At 70.0% G+C, this 20909-nt stretch carries 20 protein-coding genes; 11 read left to right on the top strand and 9 right to left on the bottom strand.

Features of this window, described 5'->3' with window-relative positions:
- Positions 1 to 17 precede the first annotated feature (17 nt).
- On the bottom strand, positions 18 to 797 hold the full coding sequence (locus AB0I66_RS18925) for an alpha/beta fold hydrolase (RefSeq protein ID WP_363209000.1): 780 nt from the start codon (positions 795 to 797) through the stop codon (positions 18 to 20).
- Between the two features lie 345 nt (positions 798 to 1142).
- Between AB0I66_RS18925 and AB0I66_RS18920 the strand changes: the two genes are divergently transcribed.
- The 4 genes from AB0I66_RS18920 to AB0I66_RS18905 all read left to right on the top strand — a co-directional run bounded on the left by AB0I66_RS18920 (position 1143) and on the right by AB0I66_RS18905 (position 5774).
- Positions 1143 to 1322 carry a hypothetical protein gene (locus AB0I66_RS18920; protein WP_363208999.1) on the top strand — a complete coding sequence of 60 codons (180 nt, stop codon included), beginning with the start codon at positions 1143 to 1145 and terminating at the stop codon, positions 1320 to 1322.
- Complete coding sequence (locus AB0I66_RS18915; RefSeq protein ID WP_363208998.1) at positions 1319 to 3622, top strand: TOMM precursor leader peptide-binding protein; 2304 nt, start codon at positions 1319 to 1321, stop codon at positions 3620 to 3622. Before AB0I66_RS18920 ends, AB0I66_RS18915 begins: the two co-directional genes overlap by 4 nt.
- 235 nt (positions 3623 to 3857) lie before the next feature.
- Positions 3858 to 5099 (top strand): histidine kinase, encoded by a 1242-nt coding sequence (locus AB0I66_RS18910; protein WP_363208997.1) that lies wholly within the window; start codon positions 3858 to 3860, stop codon positions 5097 to 5099.
- A gap of 69 nt (positions 5100 to 5168) precedes the next feature.
- Positions 5169 to 5774 carry a response regulator transcription factor gene (locus tag AB0I66_RS18905; RefSeq protein WP_363208996.1) on the top strand — a complete coding sequence of 202 codons (606 nt, stop codon included), beginning with the start codon at positions 5169 to 5171 and terminating at the stop codon, positions 5772 to 5774.
- Positions 5775 to 5805: 31 nt separating this feature from the next.
- Here the strand turns inward: AB0I66_RS18905 and AB0I66_RS18900 are convergent, their stop codons facing one another.
- Entirely contained in the window at positions 5806 to 6522 is a 717-nt protein-coding gene (locus AB0I66_RS18900) for an NADH oxidase (RefSeq protein WP_363208995.1), read from the bottom strand.
- Between the two features lie 125 nt (positions 6523 to 6647).
- Positions 6648 to 7289, bottom strand: a complete 642-nt coding sequence (locus tag AB0I66_RS18895; RefSeq protein WP_363208994.1) for a TetR/AcrR family transcriptional regulator — start codon at positions 7287 to 7289, stop codon at positions 6648 to 6650.
- 394 nt (positions 7290 to 7683) lie between these two features.
- Here AB0I66_RS18895 and fusA point away from each other — a divergent pair, with 394 nt between their 5' ends.
- A complete protein-coding gene (fusA, locus tag AB0I66_RS18890) occupies positions 7684 to 9780 on the top strand; it encodes an elongation factor G (protein WP_363208993.1) in 2097 nt (698 codons plus the stop codon).
- 73 nt (positions 9781 to 9853) lie between these two features.
- Here the strand turns inward: fusA and ychF are convergent, their stop codons facing one another.
- Positions 9854 to 10942, bottom strand: a complete 1089-nt coding sequence (ychF, locus tag AB0I66_RS18885; RefSeq protein ID WP_363208992.1) for a redox-regulated ATPase YchF — start codon at positions 10940 to 10942, stop codon at positions 9854 to 9856.
- 197 nt (positions 10943 to 11139) lie between these two features.
- Here ychF and AB0I66_RS18880 point away from each other — a divergent pair, with 197 nt between their 5' ends.
- Positions 11140 to 11784 carry a DUF6542 domain-containing protein gene (locus tag AB0I66_RS18880; protein WP_363208991.1) on the top strand — a complete coding sequence of 215 codons (645 nt, stop codon included), beginning with the start codon at positions 11140 to 11142 and terminating at the stop codon, positions 11782 to 11784.
- Positions 11785 to 11808: 24 nt separating this feature from the next.
- Here AB0I66_RS18880 and ppgK read toward each other — a convergent pair whose 3' ends face one another.
- Positions 11809 to 12555, bottom strand: a complete 747-nt coding sequence (gene ppgK / locus AB0I66_RS18875) for a polyphosphate--glucose phosphotransferase (protein ID WP_363208990.1) — start codon at positions 12553 to 12555, stop codon at positions 11809 to 11811.
- 35 nt (positions 12556 to 12590) lie between these two features.
- A complete protein-coding gene (locus tag AB0I66_RS18870; RefSeq protein ID WP_363208989.1) occupies positions 12591 to 13583 on the bottom strand; it encodes a 4-hydroxy-3-methylbut-2-enyl diphosphate reductase in 993 nt (330 codons plus the stop codon).
- A 76-nt stretch (positions 13584 to 13659) separates the two neighbouring features.
- Between AB0I66_RS18870 and AB0I66_RS18865 the strand changes: the two genes are divergently transcribed.
- The 4 genes from AB0I66_RS18865 to AB0I66_RS18850 all read left to right on the top strand — a co-directional run bounded on the left by AB0I66_RS18865 (position 13660) and on the right by AB0I66_RS18850 (position 17568).
- Positions 13660 to 15075 (top strand): APC family permease, encoded by a 1416-nt coding sequence (locus AB0I66_RS18865; protein WP_363208988.1) that lies wholly within the window; start codon positions 13660 to 13662, stop codon positions 15073 to 15075.
- A gap of 154 nt (positions 15076 to 15229) precedes the next feature.
- Positions 15230 to 16480, top strand: a complete 1251-nt coding sequence (gene xseA, locus AB0I66_RS18860) for an exodeoxyribonuclease VII large subunit (protein ID WP_363208987.1) — start codon at positions 15230 to 15232, stop codon at positions 16478 to 16480.
- Between the two features lie 63 nt (positions 16481 to 16543).
- Entirely contained in the window at positions 16544 to 16804 is a 261-nt protein-coding gene (locus AB0I66_RS18855) for an exodeoxyribonuclease VII small subunit (RefSeq protein WP_363208986.1), read from the top strand.
- A gap of 173 nt (positions 16805 to 16977) precedes the next feature.
- Complete coding sequence (locus tag AB0I66_RS18850) at positions 16978 to 17568, top strand: malonic semialdehyde reductase (protein WP_363208985.1); 591 nt, start codon at positions 16978 to 16980, stop codon at positions 17566 to 17568.
- Between the two features lie 95 nt (positions 17569 to 17663).
- Here the strand turns inward: AB0I66_RS18850 and AB0I66_RS18845 are convergent, their stop codons facing one another.
- Positions 17664 to 18182, bottom strand: coding sequence for a DUF4245 domain-containing protein (locus AB0I66_RS18845; protein ID WP_363208984.1), 519 nt, complete (start codon positions 18180 to 18182; stop codon positions 17664 to 17666).
- A gap of 173 nt (positions 18183 to 18355) precedes the next feature.
- Here AB0I66_RS18845 and glpX point away from each other — a divergent pair, with 173 nt between their 5' ends.
- Entirely contained in the window at positions 18356 to 19387 is a 1032-nt protein-coding gene (glpX, locus tag AB0I66_RS18840) for a class II fructose-bisphosphatase (RefSeq protein ID WP_363208983.1), read from the top strand.
- Between the two features lie 166 nt (positions 19388 to 19553).
- On the opposite strand, the gene AB0I66_RS18835 is transcribed toward glpX, so the two are convergent.
- Positions 19554 to 19931 carry a WhiB family transcriptional regulator gene (locus AB0I66_RS18835; protein WP_363208982.1) on the bottom strand — a complete coding sequence of 126 codons (378 nt, stop codon included), beginning with the start codon at positions 19929 to 19931 and terminating at the stop codon, positions 19554 to 19556.
- Positions 19932 to 20057: 126 nt separating this feature from the next.
- On the bottom strand, positions 20058 to 20738 hold the full coding sequence (locus tag AB0I66_RS18830) for a DUF1707 domain-containing protein (protein WP_363208981.1): 681 nt from the start codon (positions 20736 to 20738) through the stop codon (positions 20058 to 20060).
- Positions 20739 to 20909: the final 171 nt, after the last annotated feature.

The raw sequence follows: 20909 nt of genomic DNA, 5'->3' as shown, positions 1-20909 counted from the left end.
TCCTTTCGAGAATGGGATTACTCGGCCGGTACGGCACCGAACTCGCGCAGCACATCCGCGAGTTCATCCAGCAAGGCGCTCTCCTGGGAGCGGACGAAGAAGTGTCCGCCCGGCATCGTGCGCAGCTCGGACCCCCGGTTTCCGTGCTCCGACCAAGCGGCCATCTTGTGGACCGGCACCAGCCGGTCCCGCTCCCCCACGAACAGGCGCAGAGGCACCCGCAGCGGTTCGATCTCGTCCTCTTTCACCACCCCCGAGCAGAGCCTGAGATCGTCCCGGACCAGCGGCATGAAGCGCTGCCGGAATCTGCGCCGCGCGGCCAGCTCGGGCGGAATGCCGCCCAGTTCCGCCAGCCTCGTGGCCAGTTCCTCGTCGTCCGCCGCCGGGTCCAGGATCCGGTTGGGCGGTATGTGGGGCGCGCGGTGGGAGCTGAGGACGAGCGCCCTCGGCAGAACAGCTCCCCGCCGCTGTCTGCGCAGGGTCAGCGCATGGGCGATGAAGGCGCCCATGCTGTGCCCGTACAGCAGGTGGGGCCGCGAGAACGCGTCGTCCAGCTGCTCGTCCAGCTCCTCCACCAGCGCGTCCAGGTCGGTGAACCGCGTCTCGTGGGCGCGCTCCTCACGGCCCGGCGGCTGCACCGGCAGCACCCGCACTGCGGCGCCGCGCACGTCGAGCTCCCGCTGCCACCGTGCGTAGGCGGACGCGCCGCCGCCCGCACACGGCAGGCAGAACAGGTTCGGCCCGGCGGCGGCGGTGTGCGCCGCCTGCGGCAGGTACGGCGTCTCGGTGACCCTCATGGACACCGAAGATTCCATTCGGACCGGGGCCGGAAACAGTGGGTGCGTACCGGCGTTCGGGGTGGGTTTCTCTGCCCCGGGATGTGACCACGTCACACCCGTGAAGAAATCACGACGCCGGAATCGAATCCTCCAGAAGAGCCCCTGCCATTCGGTGGCGCGAAGGTGAATGGAGGTTTCCGATTACCGCGGCGGTTCCGGGGCGACACCGGGGTGAGATCTGAAGGTGGCGCATGGGAAAGTCTCACCCCCCAGTGGTGAGCCCTTCACTTTCTGCGGACGCTTTCCCCGTATGAGGATTCTGGCAACGGAGAACGCCTCCCCAGACCGAAAAGGAACGTGCTGATGATCGAGATCATTGCCGGCGCACTCACGCTCCCCGCCGCCGCGGACGGCCACACCTCCCCGCGTCCCGCACTCGTCGTGGACCACCTCGACTCCGGCGCCGACGACGCGGTGGCCCTGTTCACCTTCTGCACCCTCATGTCCGGCACCGGCACGGTCAACGAGCTCTCCCACGCATGACGCGGACGGGGGAACAGACCGCGTTCGTCGAGTTCAAGAGCCACCTTCGCTGCGCGGTCGTCCCCGGGGAAGCGGCCTATCTGGTGTCGCACTCCGGGATCACGGCACTGCGCGGGGCGCAGGCGGAGGCGCTGGCCCCCCTGCTCGACGGGACCCGCACACCCGCCGCCGTCGCCCTCGCCGCCGCCGCTTCCCTGTCCTCGGAGGAGGTCGGCGACGCCCTGCGGGTCCTCGCGGACGCCGGGCTGCTTCGCTTCCAGCAGCGGGCGGGCAGGTCGCCGGCCGACCGGGCCGCCGAGGCCTACTGGGATCTCGCGGGCCTCGACGGAGCCCGCGCCACCGAGGAGGCCGCGCGGGCGGCCGTACGGATCGTGACGCCGCCCGGGGCTTTTGGGGCGCCCGGTCTCGCCGACGAGGTCCGGGTGCGCGAGGCCTGCGCGGCCTCGGGCCTGCGGATCACCGAGGCGGCGGAGGACTCCTGCCTCAGCCTCGTCCTGTGCGACGACTATCTCTCCCCCGGCCTGCGCGAGGTGGACGCCGAGCACCGGGCGACGGGGCGCCCCTGGCTCCTCGTACGCCTCGGCGGACCCGAGCCGTGGTTCGGGCCGGTGTTCCGGCCCGACGACGGGCCCTGCTGGTCCTGCCTCGCGACCCGGCTGCGCGGCCACCGCACCACCGAACTGCCCCTGCAACGCGCCCTGCGCCTGGACCACCCGGTGGCCAGGCCCGCGGCCGACCTGCCGACCGGGCGTGCCCTCGCCGTGCAGGCCGCGGTCCTCGAAGCGGTCAAGTGGGCGAGCGGGCTGCGCAGTGCGGAACAGAGCGCCGTACGCACCCTCGACACCCTCACGCTGCGCACCGCGACCCACCCGGTGTCCCGCCTCCCGCAGTGCGCTTCGTGCGGCGACCCGGCGCTCATGAGCGAACGCGGCTGGCGGCCCACCCGGCCGCGGAGCCGCCCGAAGGCCGCGGACGGAACGGGCGGCGGGCACCGCGCGATGAGCACCGCGCGGATGCTGGAGCGCTACGGCCACCTGGTCGGCCCGGTCACGGGCGTGGTGAAGGAGATCCGCCGGGCGCCCGGCGCCCCCGACTTCACCCAGGCCTATGTGTCGGGCCAGAACCTCGCCATGGAGGCAAGCACCCTGTCCGGACTGCGCGCCGGGCTCCGCTCGCTCAGCGGCGGCAAGGGCCTGACCGCCGAGGAGGCGAAGGTCAGCGCGCTCGGCGAGGCCATCGAGCGCTACAGCGGCACCCGGCGCGGTGACGAGGCGACGGTGCGCGACACCTTGCGCGGCCTCGGCGACGTGGCCCTGCACCCCAACTCCTGCCAGCTGTACGACGACCGGCAATTTCGCGACCGGTCCCGCTGGAACGCGGCCCGCTCGCCCTTCACCCACGTACCGGAACGCTTCGACGAGAACCGGCCCGTCGACTGGACCCCCCTGTGGTCCCTGGCCACGGGCACGCACCGGCTCCTGCCGACCGGCATGCTGTACTTCCCCGCCGACACGGTGGCCGCGGGCGACCCGATCGCGGACTCCAACGGCAACGCGGCCGGCAGCAGCTTCGAGGACGCCGTGCTCCAGGGCTTCCTGGAGCTGGTCGAGCGCGACGCGGTGGCCCTGTGGTGGTACAACCGCACGCGCCAGCCGGGCATCGACCTGGACTCCTTCGCCGAGCCGTACATCGACCAACTCCACGAGGGGTACAGCCGGTTCAACCGGGAGATCTGGGCGCTCGACCTCACGTCCGACCTGGGCATCCCCGTCGTCGTGGCCCTCTCCCGGCGCACCGACAAACCCTCCGAGGACATCATCTTCGGCTTCGGCGCCCACCTCGATCCCCGTATCGCGCTGCGCCGGGCCCTGACGGAGATGGGCCAGCTCCTGCCCGCCGTCTCGGGGGCGCGTCCCGACGGCTCGGGCTACCGCGTCGACCAGCCGGAAGCCGTCCACTGGTGGCGCCGCGAGACGACCGCCACCCAGCCCTATCTGACCCCCGCGCCCGACGCGGCCCCGCGGGCACCCCACTCCTGGGACTACACCGCGCGGGGCGACCTGCGGGACGACCTCTCGGCGGCCACCGGTCTGCTCGCCTCGCACGGCATGGATCTGCTCGTACTCGACCAGACCCGCCCCGACATCGGCCTTCCCGTGGTCAAGGTCGTCGTTCCCGGACTCCGGCACTTCTGGGCGAGATACGCGCCCGGGCGCCTCTACGACGTTCCCGTCGCGCTCGGCCGGATCGCGGAGCCGACGCCGTACGCGGAACTCAACCCGATCCCTCTCTTCGTCTGACAGCACGTCTAACAAGAGGGGTATTTCTCCGGGTGCCGCACAACGCAAAGTCCGAGCGCCCCTAAGCGAGTTCATGCGAAAGCACGGTTTTCCCCGGAAGGGACTGATGCGCAGCCATCCCACGTAAGGTCTGCTGGAAGAGCGTTGTGGCCGAATACCACGGGCCCGGGGTTCGGGAGCGCCCGAGAAGAAGCGCTCTCGTACGCTCTCCTGGCAGAAGAGGAGCACTTCGAGGATGCACAGCGACACCAAGGACACGTCTGACGTGGCTGGTTCCCGATGGAGCCCTCGGCCTGCCCCCCGGCTGGCCCACGTCATCCTGTTGGCGGCGCTCATCTGCTATCTCGGCATCACCGCGATCAACCTGCTGAGCCAGAAGCCTTCCACGCCTCAGCTCATCACCGGACTCGTCACGCTCTCCGCCGTCTTCGGCCTGCAACTCGTGCATTCCAGACCGGGAGCCGACCGCGCCTCACCCTGGAGGAAAGCCGCCACCCTGGGCGCCCAGGCCCTGCTCACCTACCTGCCCCTGGTCTTCTTCGGCATCCTGTGGGGAGCGATGGCGGGCTTCCTCGGCGGCTCGCTGCTGCTCCTGCTGCCGCCCCGGGCAGCCTGGCCGCTCTACGGGGTGACCGGGCTGAGCCTGCTGGTCCCCGGGGCCATCGCCGGGATGTCGGTGATCGACCTGGTCTACATGTGCCAGAGCACCCTGCTCACCGGCCTGGTGATCTACGGCCTGTCCCGTCTGTCGTCCCTCGTCGACGAGGTGTACGCGGCGCGCGCGGAGATAGCCAGGATGGCCGTCGCGAGTGAACGCCTGCGCCTGGCAAGGGACTTGCACGACCTCCTCGGCTACAGCATCTCCGCGATCGTGCTCAAGAGCGAGCTCCTCCAGCGGCTGATCCGGGCCCAGCACCCCCGCGCCGACCAGGAGGTGGAGGAGGTCCTCGCCATCTCCCGGCAGGCGCTCGGCGACGTCCGCAGGGTGGCCCGCAGCTACCGCGACATGTCGCTCGTACAGGAGGTGTCGTCGGCCAAGTCGGTGCTCGACGCGGCGGAGGTCGAGGTCGAGGTGGTCCTCGACCCGGCCGTCGAGGAGATCAGCTCCCGGGCCGGCACGGCGCTCGCCACGGTCCTGCGCGAGGGCGTCACCAATCTGCTGCGCCACAGCAAGGCGTCACACTGCAACATCACCGCGGTGGTCGACGACGGAACGGCCAGGCTGACGATCATCAACGACGGTGTGGTGGACGACTATCACGACGCGTCCCCGGACAGCGGAAACGGCCTCGGCAACCTGGAACAGCGGCTCGGCGAGATCGACGGCCGGCTGATCACCGAACGCGAGAAGGAGATACCCCCGGCCTGCGGGGGCTGGTTCCGTCTCGTCGCCGAGGTACCCGCGCAGGCCGTCGTCCGAAACAGTGCGGAGCAACCCCAGAAAACCGGGCGAATAAATCCGAATGGCGCGTTCTAGGCGGCTGATAACATGTGTCCGCGAGCATCAACGGGGGTTCGCGATACGGGTAATCATGGGGGGCTATCGATGATCCGTGTAATGCTCGCCGAGGATATGTACATGCTGAGAGGCGCATTGGTCGCCTTGTTGAACCTCGAACATGATCTGGACGTCGTGGCAAGCGTGGAACGCGGCGACGAGATTCTCTCCACGGCCCGTGAGTTCCAGCCGGACGTCGCCATCATCGACATCGATCTTCCCGGCCTCGACGGACTGAGCGCGGCGGAGCAACTGCACGAACGACTGCCTCAGTGCCGCACCCTGATCCTGACCAGCCTCGGCCGCCCCGGCACCCTGCGCCGGGCGATGTCCGCCAAGGTCTCCGGATATCTGCTCAAGGACGCACCGCCCCAGGAACTCGCCCAGGCGGTAAGGAAAGTGGCGGCCGGCCAGCGGGTCATCGACTCGGAGCTGGCCCTGGCGGCATGGGGCAGCGCGGACAGCCCGCTCACCTCACGCGAGACCGAGGTGCTGCGCCTCGCGTCACAGGGTTCGGACGCCGGGGAGATAGCGAAGCGGCTGCGCCTGTCGGTGGGGACCGTACGGAACTATCTGACGACCGTGGTGACGAAGCTCAACGCCCGCAACAGGGTGGACGCGATCCGCATCGCGAATGACTCCGGGTGGCTGTGAGTCTCGCGACCGGCGGCCTCAACGGGGTTTCTCAGGCCGCCGGTTGGGCCGCAACTCCCGCTGCCGCGAGGTAGCAGAGGACGCCCTCCGTGACGTCGCCGGGCAGCGGCAGTACGGCAGTGATGGCCTGTAGCGTCACTGGTCGGGCGAGGGCGAGCGCGAAGACCATCATGGCCTCCTGCCGGTGGATGACCAGACGGTGTGAGGCCGTACACGACTCGAAGGTGGCCGTGAGCGGGTCGAACGCGAAGGAAAGCCCCAGGAAGAGCCGGATGGGCCGCGCCTGATCCAGGGGCAGGACGGCCAGGGAGGCGCGGCCCGCGTCGGCCTGGGGTGCGGGCGCCCCGCCGACGCCGGCCAGTGGCGCGATCGACAGGAGCGGACCGCTCAGGCCGTCGAGCCCGAGGGTGCGGACCAGCAGATGGGGGAAGCGGCCGAACACCGGCCGCATCATGAAGTAGACCTTCGCGTCCCGGACGCGGCCCCCTTCGCCGTCGTCGACCAGCGCGTCGTCGACCACCGCGTTGTCGACCAGCGCGTTGCCGAGAAGGACCGGACCCAGTTGCATCCGCCGGAGCACTTCGAGGACGGTGGGCCCCTGGCTCGCCATACGGGCGGTGCCGTGGTCCCAGGTGAGCACCAGGGACCCCGTGAGCGCGTCGGACTCGACCACCACGTCCTCACGCAGCGACCAGAGATGCCGCAGCCGTCCGCCGGGCAGCTCCAGCAGATCGATCGTGGCCTCCATGCGCGCTCTCCTCGCAGTGTCTGAGAGTGTCCACTCTGAAGGCGCACGGAGGTATCCCGACAGTCATGAACTCATGCCGGGTCTGTGATCCCTTCACGGGTCGGTGACCCGTTCCCCTCGCGGGTTCAGGAGGCGCCGTCCATCGGCCCCTCGATGCGAGGTTGTGCCGGCACGGACGTCAGGCGCCGCCGCGCACGCCCCGCACGCATCCCGTACAGCAGCTCGACGAGGTCTTCCCGCAGCCACTCCTCCACGACCGGGGCCTCCGTCTCCGTGCCCGCCACGACCGCGAACTGCGTCCCCTGGCACCAAGCGATCAGCGAGCGTGCCTGCCGGTCGGGGTCGGGGAACCCAAGCCCGGACATGATCGCGGTCATCTGCTCCAGGAAGCGCCGCCCCGCGATGTCGTAGGCCGCTCGCAGCTCCGGACGCCGCCCGGCTTCGAGCGCCAACTCCATTCGTGCGCGCGTAAGTTGAGCGCCTTCGGTGACGGAGCGCCGCATCACCCGGGCCAGCGCGGAGGCGAGCCCTTCCACCTCCATGCCCTGACCGTCCCCGAGGCCCGGCTCCGACTCCCGCTCGGCGAGCCGCCGCACCGCGGCCGCGAGGAGCGCGGCCCGGGTACGCGCGTGATTGGAGGTAGCCCCCAGGGGAAGCCCGGCGGCCTCGTCCACCGCACGATGGGTCAGCCCGCGTGCACCGCGCTCGGCGAGCAGGGCCAGGGCGGTGTCGGCTATCAGGTCGGCACGGGTACGGGGGCTCGGCATCTCCGTAATGTATCCACGGCGTCGGGGGCCGGGAATATTGCGGTGCGGCGGGGGGCGGGGGCTGCGAGACTCGGGCCAGCCGATTGCTCGACTACTTGAGCTGAGCAGTCGAGTAAACCGAGCGACCGACCGACCGAGTGAGGGGGCAGGGCCATGCGTCACCGCACAGCTGCCCGCCCTCCCCGGACACGTTTCGACGTGATCCTGGTGTCTTCGCGCGTACGGTGCCGGCTGCGCGGCCGTCACTGAACTCCGCGGCGATGACCTGAGTCAGGCCGGCGATGACCTGAGTCAGGCCACTGAGGCCGGACCTCTTCTCGATTGTCCCCTGCTCGGCCCGCCCGTGAATCGCGCTGCCCGCCCACACGCATCGAAAGCCGGAAAGACAAGGGCCATGCGCACCAACACCACCACTTCTGCCTCCACGTCCACCTTCACCGCCACCTCACTCACCGCTGTCCGCAATCTCGGCATCCTCGCCCACGTGGACGCGGGCAAGACGACCGTGACCGAGCGGATCCTGTTCCTGACCGGCGCCACCCACAAGAGAGGTGAGGTACATGACGGCACGACCGTCACCGACTTCGACGCGCAGGAACGCGACCGCGGGATCACCATTTTCGCGGCAGCGGTCAGCTGCGCCTGGGACGGTCACCGCATCAACCTGATCGACACCCCCGGGCACGTCGACTTCGCCGACGAGGTCGAGCGTTCGCTGCGGGTGCTCGACGGTGCGGTGGCGGTGTTCGACGCCGTGGCGGGCGTAGAGCCGCAGAGCGAGTCGGTGTGGCGGCAGGCGGACCGGTACGACGTGCCGCGGATCGCGTTCGTCAACAAGCTGGACCGGGTGGGCGCGGACCTCGACACGGCGGTCGCGTCGATCAGGGAACGCCTGCACACGGTCCCGCTGGTGGTGCAGCTGCCGATCGGGCGGGAGGGCGAGTTCACCGGAGTGGTGGACCTGCTGCGCATGCGCGCACTGCTCTGGCACCCGGGCAAGGACACGTACGAGACGACGGAGATCCCCGAGGCCCTGGCCGTCCAGGCACGCGCACGCAGAGGGGAGTTGGAGGAGCGAGTGGCCGAGCTGCACGCGACGGCGATGGAGGAATACATCGGGACATCCATGCTCACCACCGCCACCCTGAAGGCGGCGCTGCGCGACCTCACCCTGAGCGGCGAGGGCGTGGTGGTGCTGTGTGGTTCGGCGTACCGCAACCGCGGCATCGAACCTCTCCTGGAGGCCGTCGTGTCCTACTTGCCGTCGCCGCAGGACGTCCCGGCGGTGCGCGGCACGCTGGGCGACACGGTGCAGGAGCGGCCCGCTGATGCCACGGCGCCGTTCGCGGGCCTGGCGTTCAAGGTGAACGCCACGGCGACAGGGCGGCTCACGTACGTGCGTGTGTACTCGGGAACGATCGCGAAGGGAGAGACAGTGATGGACGCGGGCACGGGCCGCACGGAGCGGATCGGCCGGATTCTGCGCGTGCAGGCGGACCGCCACGCGGAGCTGGAGCGGGCGACGGCCGGGGACATCGTGGCTGTGGTGGGCCTGAAGACGGCCCGCGCCGGCACCACGCTGTGCTCCCCCGCGGCACCTCTGGTCCTGGAACCTCCCGCGGTGGCGGCTTCGGTGGTCTCGGTCGCGGTGGAGGCACGCAGGAGCCTGGACACGGGACGCCTCTCGTCGGCCCTCGCCCGCCTGGTCGAGGAGGACCCGTCGCTGGCGGTACGGGTCGATCGCGAGACGGGCCAGACGGTGCTCTCCGGCGTGGGTGAGCTGCACCTGGAGGTCGCGGTGGAGAAGATCCGCCGCGCCCACGGCATCGAGGTCGGCGTGGGCCGCCCGCAGGTGGCGTACCGCGAGACGGTCGTGCGCGGAGTGTCGGGCCTGGTGTACCGGCACGTGAAACAGGACGGAGGGGCAGGCCAGTTCGCACACGTGGTCCTGAACGTGGAACCAATGGAGGTAGAACCGGGCACGACGACACCCACCTTCGCCTTCTCCTCGACGGTGACCGGCGGCAGGGTCCCCCAGGAGTACATCCGAGCGGTGGAGGCGGGCTGCAGGGACGCGCTCACGGAGGGTCCCTTGGGCGGCCACCCGGTGACGGGCGTACGGGTCACGCTGACGGACGGAGCAACGCACTCCAAGGACTCTTCGGAGATGGCATTCCGCACGGCGGGCAGATTCGCACTGCGCACGGCGTTGCGGGAGTCGATGCTGCAACTCCTCGAACCGGTGGCGGAGCTGACGGCAACGGTGCCGGAGGACGCGGTGGGCGGAGTACTGGGCGACCTGGCAGCCCGCCGAGCCCAGGTAACCGACACCACCACCCGCGCCGGCACCTCCACCCTCACGGCAACGGTCCCCCTGTCCGAACTCTTCGGCTACGCAACCCGCTTGCGCAGCCGCACCCAGGGCCGCGGCACGTTCACGTCGCGGGCGGTGGGGTATGTGGGGGTGCCGGCGGGGGCTCCGACCCGATAGCGCAAAGGGATGGCCCCGCTCTCACGAGCGGGGCCATCCCCGTGCCACAAAACGCCGTGCCGGCTTCATCCGCTCACACGTTGAACCGGAACTCCACCACATCCCCGTCCTGCATCACATACTCCTTGCCCTCCATGCGCGCCTTGCCCTTTGCGCGGGCCTCTGCGACCGAGCCGACCTCCACCAGGTCCTCGAAAGAGATGACCTCGGCCTTGATGAAGCCCTTCTGGAAGTCCGTGTGGATCACGCCTGCCGCCTCGGGGGCCGTGGCGCCCGCCGGGATCGTCCAGGCTCGGGATTCCTTCGGGCCGGCCGTGAGGTACGTCTGGAGGCCGAGGGTGCGGAAGCCCACGTGGGCGAGGGTGGCCAGGCCGGGCTCTTCCTGGCCCACCGACTGGAGGAGTTCGAGGGCCTCGTCCTCGTCCAGTTCCACCAGCTCCGACTCCAGCTTCGCGTTGAGGAAGATCGCCTCCGCGGGGGCGACCAGCGCGCTCTGCGCGGCCTGGAACTCCTCGTCCGTCAGCTCGTCCTCGTCCACGTTGAACACGTAGAGGAAGGGCTTCGTCGTGAGGAGGTGGAGGTCGTGGAGGAGCTCTTCCCTGCCCGACCCCTGGACGATGCCCTGGGAGAAGAGCGTGTCGCCCTTCTCCAGGATCGCCTGGGCCTCCTCGACCGCCTTCACCTTCGGGGCGACGTCCTTCTTGATGCGCGATTCCTTCTGGAGGCGCGGGAGGACCTTCTCGATGGTCTGGAGGTCGGCGAGGATCAGCTCGGTGTTGATCGTCTCGATGTCGTCCTTGGGCGAGACCTTGCCGTCCACGTGCACGACGTTCTCGTCCTTGAAGGCGCGGATGACCTGGCAGATCGCGTCCGACTCGCGAATGTTCGCCAGGAACTTGTTGCCCAGGCCCTCGCCCTCGCTCGCGCCGCGCACGATGCCCGCGATGTCGACGAAGTCGACCGTGGCGGGCAAGACCTTCTGCGAGGAAAAGATCTCGGCCAGTTTCGTGAGGCGGGGGTCGGGGACGCCGACCACGCCGACGTTCGGCTCGATCGTCGCGAACGGGTAGTTGGCCGCAAGGACGTCGTTCTTGGTCAGGGCGTTGAAAAGGGTCGACTTGCCGACATTGGGCAGGCCGACGATTCCGATCGTGAGCGACACGTTGCGACTTCCCGTACGTGAGTGCTGTGGGTGGACGGCCCGGAGGGCCGGAGCGACCGTAGGGCGATCCCCCAGTCTACGGCGTGCGGGCCCCGCCCTCGTCGGCGTACCGGACTTGTATCGAACGCTTGGCCAAGGTCAGCCAAAGGGCGTGTCCCGTGCAGGATTATCGGTACGGCTCGTCCTAGGTTGGTCCGGTGGAGCAACACAGGACGCGTCCCCCTCAGCCTCCGGCCCGGCCGCCGCGACGCACCGCACCGCTGCCCCCGCAGGGCAGGCCCGCCGACGCGGCGGGGTCGGTCTATCGCGCCGCGCCCCGCCCCCGCCGCCCCGCCCCGCCCGTCGTACGCAAACTGCGCGCACTGCCGCTCTACCGCAGACTGCGCGCGATGCCGAACCCGCGGCTCACCGGGCTCGGCAGCGGGCTCTTCTGCGCCGCGACGATGTTCCTGCTCGCCTGCCTGCTGTGGCTGCTCTTCGGCAGCTCCGTGGTCGCGTACGGCGTGCTCTTCCTGCCCGTGAGCGCGCTGACCGCGTACTGGGTGCGGCCCGCCGACCTGTTCACCGCGCCGGTGGCCGCGCCGATCGCCTTCGCCGTAGGGCTCGTGCCCCTCTCGGGGGGCAACGGCGGCGGCTTCGGCGGACACTTCATGGGGCTCATCACGTCGCTCGCGCTGCACGCGGGCTGGCTGTACGCCGGGACGATCGTCGCCGCTCTCGTCGCGATCGTGCGGCGCGTCAAGCTCATGGGGCAGCGGCGCCGGGCACGCGCCGTCTCCCCCGTCACCGCCCCGCCGCGGGGGCCGGCCATGTCGGCGAAGAGGCGCATGCCCACCTCGTAGGCCGGCCAGTAGGCCTACCTCGCGCTAATCCTTTTCCGCCGCCGCCATCGCCGCTCCCACGATCCCCGCGTTGTTCTGCAGCTCCGCGGGGACGATCTCCGCCCTGATGTCCTTGATCAGCGGCAGGAACTTGTGCGACTTGCGGCTCACTCCGCCGCCGATGATGAAGAGCTCGGGCGAGAACAGCATCTCCACGTGCGCCAGATACTTCTGCACGCGGTGCGCCCAGTGCTCCCAGCTGAGGTCCTCGTCCTCCTTGGCCTTGGACGACGCCTTCTTCTCCGCGTCGTGTCCGTGCAGCTCAAGATGGCCGAGCTCCGTGTTCGCGACGAGGCGGCCGCCGGTGAAGAGGGCGCTGCCGATGCCCGTGCCGAGGGTGAGCAGGATGACCGTGCCCGTACGGCCGCGTCCCGCCCCGAAGTGCATCTCGGCCACGCCCGCCGCGTCCGCGTCGTTCAGGACGGTGACCGGCGCGGTGGAACCGAGCCGGTCCGCGATCAGGCTCTCGATGTCCGTGCCGATCCAGCTCTTGTCGACGTTGGCCGCCGTGCGCGCCGTGCCGTCCGTGATCACGCCGGGGAACGTGGCGCCGATCGGGCCCGTCCAGCCGAAGTGCTCGACCACCTCGCGCACCTTGTCGGCCACGCCGTCGGGCGTGGCCGGCTGCGGTGTCAGTACTTTGTGCCGTTCTTTTGCCAGGTCACCACGGTCCAGGTCCACGGGAGCGCCCTTGATCCCTGATCCGCCGATGTCCACACCGAAGATCTGCATGAGACCCACCGTACGACCCGGGCCCGGCCTTCGCGTTACTTCTTCGACAGCTCCGCGGCCTCGGCGCGCAGGTCACGGCGGAGCTCCTTCGGCAGCGAGAAGGTGATCGACTCGTCGGCCGTCTTCACCGTCTCCACGTCGCCGTACCCCCGCTCGGCGAGCCACTCGATGACGCCGTCCACCAGGATGTCGGGGACGGAGGCGCCCGAGGTGAGGCCGACCGTGGTCACGCCCTCCAGCCAGGCCTCGTCGATCTCGTCGGCGTTGTCGACGAGGTGCGAGGCGGCCGCGCCCGCGTCCAGGGCGACCTCGACCATGCGGATCGAGTTCGAGGAGTTCTTGGAGCCGACCACGATGACCAGCTCGGCGTCCTCCGCCAGCTTCTTCACCGCTACCTGGCGGTTCTGCGTGGCGTAGCAGATATCGTCGCTGGGAGGGGAGATCAGGCCGGGGAACTTGGTCTTCAGGGCGTCGACCGTCTCCATGGTCTCGTCGACCGAGAGCGTGGTCTGGGAGAGCCAGACGACCTTGTCGGGGTCGCGGACCTCGACGTTCGCGACGTCGTCGGGGCCGTCGACCAGCGTGATGTGGTCGGGTGCCTCACCGGACGTGCCGATGACCTCCTCGTGGCCCTCGTGGCCGATCAGGAGGATGTCGAAGTCGTCCTTGGCGAACCGGACGGCTTCCTTGTGGACCTTCGTGACCAGGGGGCATGTCGCGTCGATCGTCGCCAGTTTCCGCTCGGCGGCCTCCGCGTGGACCGTCGGCGCCACGCCGTGCGCGGAGAACATGACGATGGAGCCCTCGGGGACCTCCGCCGTCTGGTCGACGAAGATGGCCCCCTTCTTCTCCAGGGTCTGGACCACGTACTTGTTGTGAACGATCTCGTGGCGGACATAGATCGGAGACCCGTACTGCTCAAGGGCCTTCTCGACGGCGATCACGGCACGGTCCACACCCGCGCAGTAGCCGCGGGGGGCGGCGAGCAGGACTCGGCGGGCAGGAGTCGAAGCAGTCATACCCCCCATCGTAAGGCCGAGCCCAGCGCGTCAAAGATCGGCTTCTTGGGGAGACTGGAGGCCTGCGTTCACTTACGGAGGCACGATGTCCGGTAACCAGTCCGGTAACCCCGGCGACTCAGACACGACGGGCGGCGCCCACACCACCGCCGCCGCCGCTGCCGCTGCCGAGGGCGACGGCCTCCGCCGCAGTCTCGGCTTCCGTGATCTCGTCGTCTACGGGTTGCTGTTCATCGCCCCGATGGCGCCGGTCGGAGTCTTCGGGACGCTGGACGCCAAGTCGCACGGCGCCGTGGCCCTCGTCTACATCATCGCCACGATCGCGATGGCGTTCACCGCGTTCAGCTACGCCCAGATGGTGAAGGTCGTCCCCCAGGCGGGCTCGGTCTTCGCCTACGCGCGCGTGGGGCTCGGCAACGGTCCCGGGTTCATCGCCGGGTGGATGGCGATGCTCGACTATCTCCTCATCCCCGCCGTCGCCTATCTCTTCTCCGGGATCGCGATGGAGGCGCTCGTGCCCTCCGTCTCCCGGTGGGTGTGGACGGCGCTCGCGGTCCTGGTGACGACCGCGCTGAACCTGTGGGGCGTACGGGCGGCCGCGCGGGTCGGGTTCCTCGTCCTCGCCATGGAGATCGTGGTCCTCCTCGTCTTCGTGGTGTCGGCGATCGTCGTCCTGGCGCAGGACGGGGCCCAGCGGGACTGGCTCTCGCCGCTGAGCGGGGACGGCTCGCAGGGGGCGTTCGCGCTGGGTGCCGTGGTGGGGGCGGTGTCGGTGGCGGTGCTCTCGTATCTGGGCTTCGACGCGATCGCCTCGTTCGCGGAGGAGGTGACGGGGGGCTCGGTGAAGGTGGCGCGGGCGGTGCTGGTGTGTCTGGCGGTGGCCGGTGTGCTCTTCGTCGCCCAGACGTACCTGGTGGCGCTCCTCGAGCCGATGTCGTCGGCGCAGCTGGCCGCCGAGCCGGCCAAGCAGGGGTCTGCCTTCTACGATGCGGTCGACTCCGGGGTCGGGGACTGGCTGCACGATCTGGTGGCCGTCAGCAAGGCGATCGGCGCGGCGTTCGCGGCGTTGGCCGGGCAGGCGGCCGCGGGGCGGCTGCTGTACGCGATGGCGCGTGACCGGCGGCTGCCGGGTGCGCTGTCCAAGACCGACTCGGGGACGCCTCGGCTCGCGCTGCTGTGTGCGGCTGTCGTGACGCTGGTGGCCGCGGTGTGGGCGGCTCGGCGGGACGACGGGATGGATCACCTGGTGTCGGTGGTGAATGTGGGTGCGCTGACCGCCTTCGTGTTGCTCCACGCGAGCGTGGTGGGGTGGTTCGCCGTCCGACGGCAGGGGGGTCCCGTCAGCTGGTGGCGGCATCTGCTGGTTCCCGTGCTGGGGGCGGCGATCACCATCGCGGTGATCGTGGAGGCCGCGGGGTCCGCGCAGGTGGTGGGGGCGGTCTGGTTCGTCGTGGGGCTTGCGGTGCTTCTTGGCCAGCGGGCTCGTCGTGGGGAGTCCTAGGCCGCCGCTTCGCGGCGGATGTTTCCCGCCCGCCCACGTGAAACTCCGGGTCCAGTCCTCGACGTAGGAACAACGGTGGGCGGAGAAGCACGGCCGCCGCCCCTCGCCGCAACGGAACCCCCGTCCTGTCAGACCCTGCCGATACGCTCGTCGCATGGCCTTGAATACGTCCGCTGATGCCCCGCTGCCCGTCGGTGAGGTGTCGCGGCTCATCGGTGGGTGGATCGACCGGCTCGGTGCCGTGTGGGTCGAGGGGCAGATCACCCAGCTGTCCCGCAGGCCCGGCGCCGGCGTCGTGTTCATGACGTTGCGCGACCCCTCGCACGACATCTCCGTCAGCGTCACCTGTTACCGCCAGGTGTTCGACGCCGTCGCCGACGTCGTCTCCGAGGGTGCCCGAGTCGTGGTCCACGCCAAGCCCGAGTGGTACGCACCCCGGGGGCAGCTGTCCCTGCGGGCCGTCGAGATAAAGCCCGTCGGTGTGGGCGAACTCCTCGCACGGATCGAGCTGTTGAAGAAGAGCCTCGCCGGGGAAGGGCTCTTCGCCGCCGACCGGAAGAAGGCGCTCCCCTTCCTCCCCCAGCTCATCGGGCTCGTCACCGGCCGCGCCTCCGCCGCCGAGCGCGACGTCCTCGAGAACGCCCGGCACCGCTGGCCCGCCGTCCGCTTCGAGGTGCGCAACGTCCCCGTCCAGGGCGTGCACGCCGTACCGCAGGTCGTGCAGGCCGTGAAGGATCTTGACGCGCTCGACGCCGTGGACGTGATCATCGTGGCGCGCGGCGGCGGCAGCGTCGAAGACCTGCTGCCGTTCTCGGACGAGCAGCTCGTACGCGCCGTCGCCTCCTGCCGTACGCCCGTCGTCTCCGCGATCGGCCACGAGCCGGACAACCCCCTGCTCGATTACGTCGCCGACCTGCGCGCCTCCACCCCGACCGACGCCGCCAAGAAGGTCGTGCCGGACGTCGGCGAGGAGTACGAGCGCGTGCGGTGGCTGCGGGACCGGGCCAGGCGCTGCATGGACGCCTTCCTCGACCGCGAGGACCGCGGCCTCGCGCACGCCCTCGCCCGGCCCTCCATGGAGAATCCGCACCGCATGATCGAGGAGCGCGAGGAGCAGGTCTCGGCGCTCGTCGACCGCAGCCGCCGCACCCTCGGGCATCTGCTTGACCGCGCCGAGTCTGAGCTGACGCACACCCACGCGCGCGTGGTGGGCCTCTCCCCCGCCGCGACGCTCCAGCGCGGGTACGCGGTACTGCAGAAGCCGGACGGTGCGGTGGTGCGGGCCGCGGACGAGGTGACCCCCGGCGAGGAGCTGCGGGCACGGGTCGCCGAGGGCGCGTTCACCGTACGAGCCGTGGAAGCCATGGACGCCGTGGAAGCCGAAGCAGCCGAAGCAGCGAAGTAAGACGTAGGACGCAGGACGCGCGAGCCGCACAAGCCGTACGAACCGACATTTAGGGTGGGGCACATGACCAGCAAGACGGACGAGGCCGCGAGCCCGGCGGACGCACTCGGCTACGAGCAGGCGCGGGACGAGCTCATCGAGGTCGTACGCCGCCTGGAGACGGGCGGCACCACCCTGGAGGAGTCGCTCGCCCTGTGGGAGCGCGGCGAGGAACTGGCCAAGGTGTGCCGCCGCTGGCTCGACGGCGCCCGCGCCCGCCTGGACGCCGCCCTCGCCGGTGGCGACACGGACGCGGACGACGGCGACGAGCTCGCCGGGGGTTGAGACAGGCGGGCCAAGCGAGTCGGGCTGAGACAGAGGGTCACCCCCACGCCCCGCCCCGCCCCGCCCCGCTGTGAAGCGGATCACCACGCCCCGCTTTTTGTTGAAGATTAAACCGCAAGGCCGTACCGTCGGTGACGCAAGCTGATCCACGCACGCACCGAGAAGGTTGATCCATGTCTCTCGTCCTTGACCCCGCCGCACAGGACCTGCTCTTCCGCGAGGCCCGCACCGCGAACTCCTTCACCGATGAGCCGGTCACCGACGAGCAGGTGCAGGCGATCTACGACCTGGTCAAGTTCGGCCCGACCGCCTTCAACCTGTCGTCGCTGCGCATCACGCTGGTCCGCTCCCCCGAGGCCCGCGAGCGCCTGGTCCAGCACATGGCCGAGGGCAACCAGCCGAAGACCGCGGGTGCCCCGCTCGTCGCGATCCTCTCCGCGGACAACGAGTTCCACGAGGAGCTGCCGGCGCTGTTCCCGCACTTCCCGCAGGCCAAGGACGTGTTCTTCTCGGAGCGTCCGGCCCGTGAAGGCGCCGCCCACCTCAACGCCGCGCTGCAGGCCGCCTACTTCATCATCGGCGTACGCGCCGCCGGTCTGGCCGCGGGCCCGATGACCGGCTTCGACGCCGCCGGCGTCCAGAAGGAGTTCCTGGACGGCGACCACACCCCGCTGATGGTCGTCAACATCGGCAAGCCCGCCGAGAACGCCTGGTTCCCGCGCTCCCCGCGCCTCGAGCTCGACCAGGTCATCGAGACCGTCTGAGTCCGAGACACACCCAGTACGAGTGAGGGCCCCGGCGACTGCCGCCGGGGCCCTCACTCGTACCACCCATCACAACAACGCCCGTCAACAACCACTCAGGACGTCTTCAGCGCCTGCGCCATCTCCGTCAGCTGCCCGAACGACGCCGTGCCCGCGACCACCGTCGTCGCGCCCTTGTCCTCGCGCACCAGGGCGTCGTACGTCTGCCCCTCGTAGCGGTGCCACGTCTGGCCGTCGATCTTCTCGGTGGCCTTCGTCCGCGCGGCCCGCTGCGTGGCCTCCTCGATGAACTTGACCGGCTTGGCCGTGGACTGCTTGACCGCGACGTACTCACCGGACGGGTCGAGGAAACCCAGGTGCCAGCTGTCGCCCTTGGAGCCGTCGAACCGCACCGACGTCGGCTTCCACGCCTTGGCCAGGCCCTCGGGGGCGGCCACGGGGTAGGCCGCCGCACGTCGCGCGGTCAGCAGCTCGATGCTGTAGTCGACGCGCTTGACGGGGGCCTCGGAGTCGTCGTGCGGGATGAAGACGTAGATCACGCCGGCGACGAGGGCGATCACCGCCATCGACCACAGCATGTTCCGTACGGTCTGCTTGCCTTGTCTGCCTGCCACGCCCCCATGTTCTCAGGCCCCGGCCACGCCTCTTCCCCCGGTGGTCCCCTGTCCTCCCCCCGGCGCCCGATCCGCTCATGCGTGGGGCCCTCTGCTCATTTTGTCGACCTACGGATAGAGTCGTGCCACACCCTCATCCGGCCGTCGTCGTATCAGCAGAAAGGTGCGCTCCGATGACCGAGCATCATCTCCCCTCCGAGCTCGAAGTCTCTCCCGAGGCTCCCGACCGCAACCTCGCCCTGGAGCTCGTCCGGGTCACCGAGGCCGCCGCCATGGCCGCGGGCCGCTGGGTCGGCCGCGGCGACAAGATCGGCGCCGACGGCGCCGCCGTCAGGGCCATGCGGACCCTCGTCTCCACCGTCTCGATGAACGGCGTCGTCGTCATCGGTGAGGGCGAGAAGGACGAGGCCCCGATGCTCTTCAACGGGGAGCGCATCGGCGACTCCACCGGCGCCGAGGTCGACATCGCCGTCGACCCGATCGACGGCACGACCCTGTGCGCGAAGGGGATGCCGAACGCCATCGCCGTGCTCGCCGCCGCCGACCGCGGTGCCATGTTCGACCCGTCCGCGGTCTTCTACATGGACAAGCTGGTCACGGGCCCGGAGGCCGCCGACTACGTCGACATCAACGCCCCGGCGTCCGTCAACATCCGCCGCGTCGCCAAGGCCAAGGGCCGCTCGCCCGAGGACGTCACGGTGATGATCCTGGACCGCCCCCGTCACGAGGGCATCGTCAAGGAGATCCGCGAGACCGGCGCGCGCATCAAGTTCATCTCGGACGGCGACGTCGCCGGTTCGATCATGGCCGTGCGCGAGGGCACCGGCGTCGACATGCTCATGGGCATCGGCGGCACCCCCGAAGGCATCATCTCGGCCTGCGCGATCAAATGCCTCGGCGGGACGATCCAGGGCAAGCTGTGGCCGAAGGACGACGCGGAGCGCCAGCGCGCGCTCGACGCGGGCCACGACCTGGACCGCACGCTTTCGACGACCGACCTGGTCCGCGGGGACAACGTCTTCTTCGTCGCGACCGGCATCACCGACGGCGAGCTGCTCCAGGGCGTGCGCTACGCCGCGGAGACGGCCTCGACCTCGTCCCTGGTCATGCGCTCCAAGTCGGGCACGATCCGCAAGATCGACTCCGACCACCGGCTGGCGAAGCTGCGCGCTTACAGCGCCATCGACTTCGACCGCGCCAAGTAGCCGCGAGTACGAGTAGCCGCGGGCACGAGTAGTCGCGAGTACGAGTACTCGTCGGGCCAAGTAGGCTCAGGAGCGCGCGAGTTGCGCACACCGGAGGGGGCGCCCCGTGCGGGGGACGCCCCCTTCGGCGTACGCGAGAACGGGCCGGAAGAACGGGCCGGAAGAACTAGCCGGCGGCTGCGATCGGGCCCGCGGACGTGTGCGCGGCCTTCTTGAGCTCCACCTCGCGCCGGCGCCGCCTGGCGAGCACCACGCGGCGCTCCGCGGCCGTGAGGCCGCCCCAGACGCCGTACGGCTCGGGCTGGAGCAGTGCGTGCTCCCGGCATTCGACCATCACGGGACACCCGCCGCAGACGCGCTTCGCGGCTTCCTCCCGGGACAGGCGTGAGGCGGTCGGTTCCTTTGACGGGGCGAAGAACAGCCCGGCCTCGTCTCGTCGGCACACCGCCTCGGTATGCCATGGGGCGTCCTGGTCATGACTGCGCACTGGCACCCGCTGGGCCGGAACGGCGACCTGCAGGGACTGATGCGACGGCTGCAGCACGGGTCTACTCCTGACGACGGCTTCGCGAGCGAGAGACGATGGAGCAGCTCTACCCGCTGTGCACACGCCTATGCACTGAGTTCCGATGAACGGAATATCGCGCCGTCAGTGGCCCGGATGCGCCCCTCAGTGGCCGAGATGTTTGCGCAGGTGCTTGTGCAGGTCCCGGACAATTTTGCCCCGCTTCGCCTTCGCCTCGATGTTGCCGAGGACCGCGAAACCGTCGACGAAGACGACCGGCGCGTCCCGCTCGGCCGAATCGAGCGTGTCCACCTCGAAGTTGCCGAGCACTCCGGTGCCGTTGCCCCGCAGCGAGATGTTCTCCGGGACGCGGATCTCGACGTTCCCGAAGATGGAGACCGCCTTGATCACGACCTGTCGCTGCTCGAAGATCGCCTCGCTGAGGTCGATCTCCACGTTGCCGAAGATCGCGTACGCGTGCGTGCGGCGGCTCACGCGCCAGCGGCCCTTGCGGACGGAGCTGCTGAAGACCGCGACCATGTTCTCGTCTGCGACCGGGGGCACCACGCCGTCCGACGGCCGGGAGGGGACGGGCTCGGGCGTCACCGTCGGGCGCGTCCCGCCGCTCGCCGCGGGCAAGTCGCTGACCAGCGGCTCCAGTTCACCCATAGTCTTGGCGCGATAGACCCCGTCGATCCGCTCGCCGTGTTCCTCGGCGGTCAGCCGCCCTTCGGCGAGCGCCTCGCGCAGGATGTCCGCCGTGCGGTCCCGGTCGGCGTCCGACGCGCGCAGGCCTGCCGGCCGCGGTTCCGGGTGGGTCTGCTGAGGGCGCTTTTCTAGGTCCACACCACTCAGCCTACCCAAACGCGATAGATCGCGACTACCCCTGTGGACAACCCGGTGAGCGACCCAGCGGACAGCGCCGATCCCTACTGAGCCCTACTGAGCCTTACCTCACAAGCCCGGCCGTCCCGTCGCGTTCTACGCTGGTTGGCGCGTCGCCAATGGAGGCCGCGC

It is taken from the genome of Streptomyces sp. NPDC050439 (assembly GCF_040655335.1).
Lineage (GTDB): Bacteria > Actinomycetota > Actinomycetes > Streptomycetales > Streptomycetaceae > Streptomyces.
The sequence above is the reverse complement of the archived record's forward strand: the minus strand, read 5'-3'. Positions and strand labels throughout refer to the sequence as shown.

Excerpts from the sequence above, each read along its gene's own strand:
- AB0I66_RS18925 (WP_363209000.1), bottom strand. The coding sequence starts at position 797 with ATGAGGGTCACCGAGACGCCGTACCTGCCGCAGGCGGCGCACACCGCC.
- AB0I66_RS18920 (WP_363208999.1), top strand. The coding sequence starts at position 1,143 with ATGATCGAGATCATTGCCGGCGCACTCACGCTCCCCGCCGCCGCGGAC.
- AB0I66_RS18915 (WP_363208998.1), top strand. The coding sequence starts at position 1,319 with ATGACGCGGACGGGGGAACAGACCGCGTTCGTCGAGTTCAAGAGCCAC.
- AB0I66_RS18910 (WP_363208997.1), top strand. The coding sequence starts at position 3,858 with ATGCACAGCGACACCAAGGACACGTCTGACGTGGCTGGTTCCCGATGG.
- AB0I66_RS18905 (WP_363208996.1), top strand. The coding sequence starts at position 5,169 with ATGATCCGTGTAATGCTCGCCGAGGATATGTACATGCTGAGAGGCGCA.
- AB0I66_RS18900 (WP_363208995.1), bottom strand. The coding sequence starts at position 6,522 with ATGGAGGCCACGATCGATCTGCTGGAGCTGCCCGGCGGACGGCTGCGG.
- AB0I66_RS18895 (WP_363208994.1), bottom strand. The coding sequence starts at position 7,289 with ATGCCGAGCCCCCGTACCCGTGCCGACCTGATAGCCGACACCGCCCTG.
- fusA (WP_363208993.1), top strand. The coding sequence starts at position 7,684 with ATGCGCACCAACACCACCACTTCTGCCTCCACGTCCACCTTCACCGCC.
- ppgK (WP_363208990.1), bottom strand. The coding sequence starts at position 12,555 with ATGCAGATCTTCGGTGTGGACATCGGCGGATCAGGGATCAAGGGCGCT.
- AB0I66_RS18870 (WP_363208989.1), bottom strand. The coding sequence starts at position 13,583 with ATGGGGGGTATGACTGCTTCGACTCCTGCCCGCCGAGTCCTGCTCGCC.
- AB0I66_RS18865 (WP_363208988.1), top strand. The coding sequence starts at position 13,660 with ATGTCCGGTAACCAGTCCGGTAACCCCGGCGACTCAGACACGACGGGC.
- xseA (WP_363208987.1), top strand. The coding sequence starts at position 15,230 with ATGGCCTTGAATACGTCCGCTGATGCCCCGCTGCCCGTCGGTGAGGTG.
- AB0I66_RS18855 (WP_363208986.1), top strand. The coding sequence starts at position 16,544 with ATGACCAGCAAGACGGACGAGGCCGCGAGCCCGGCGGACGCACTCGGC.
- AB0I66_RS18850 (WP_363208985.1), top strand. The coding sequence starts at position 16,978 with ATGTCTCTCGTCCTTGACCCCGCCGCACAGGACCTGCTCTTCCGCGAG.
- glpX (WP_363208983.1), top strand. The coding sequence starts at position 18,356 with ATGACCGAGCATCATCTCCCCTCCGAGCTCGAAGTCTCTCCCGAGGCT.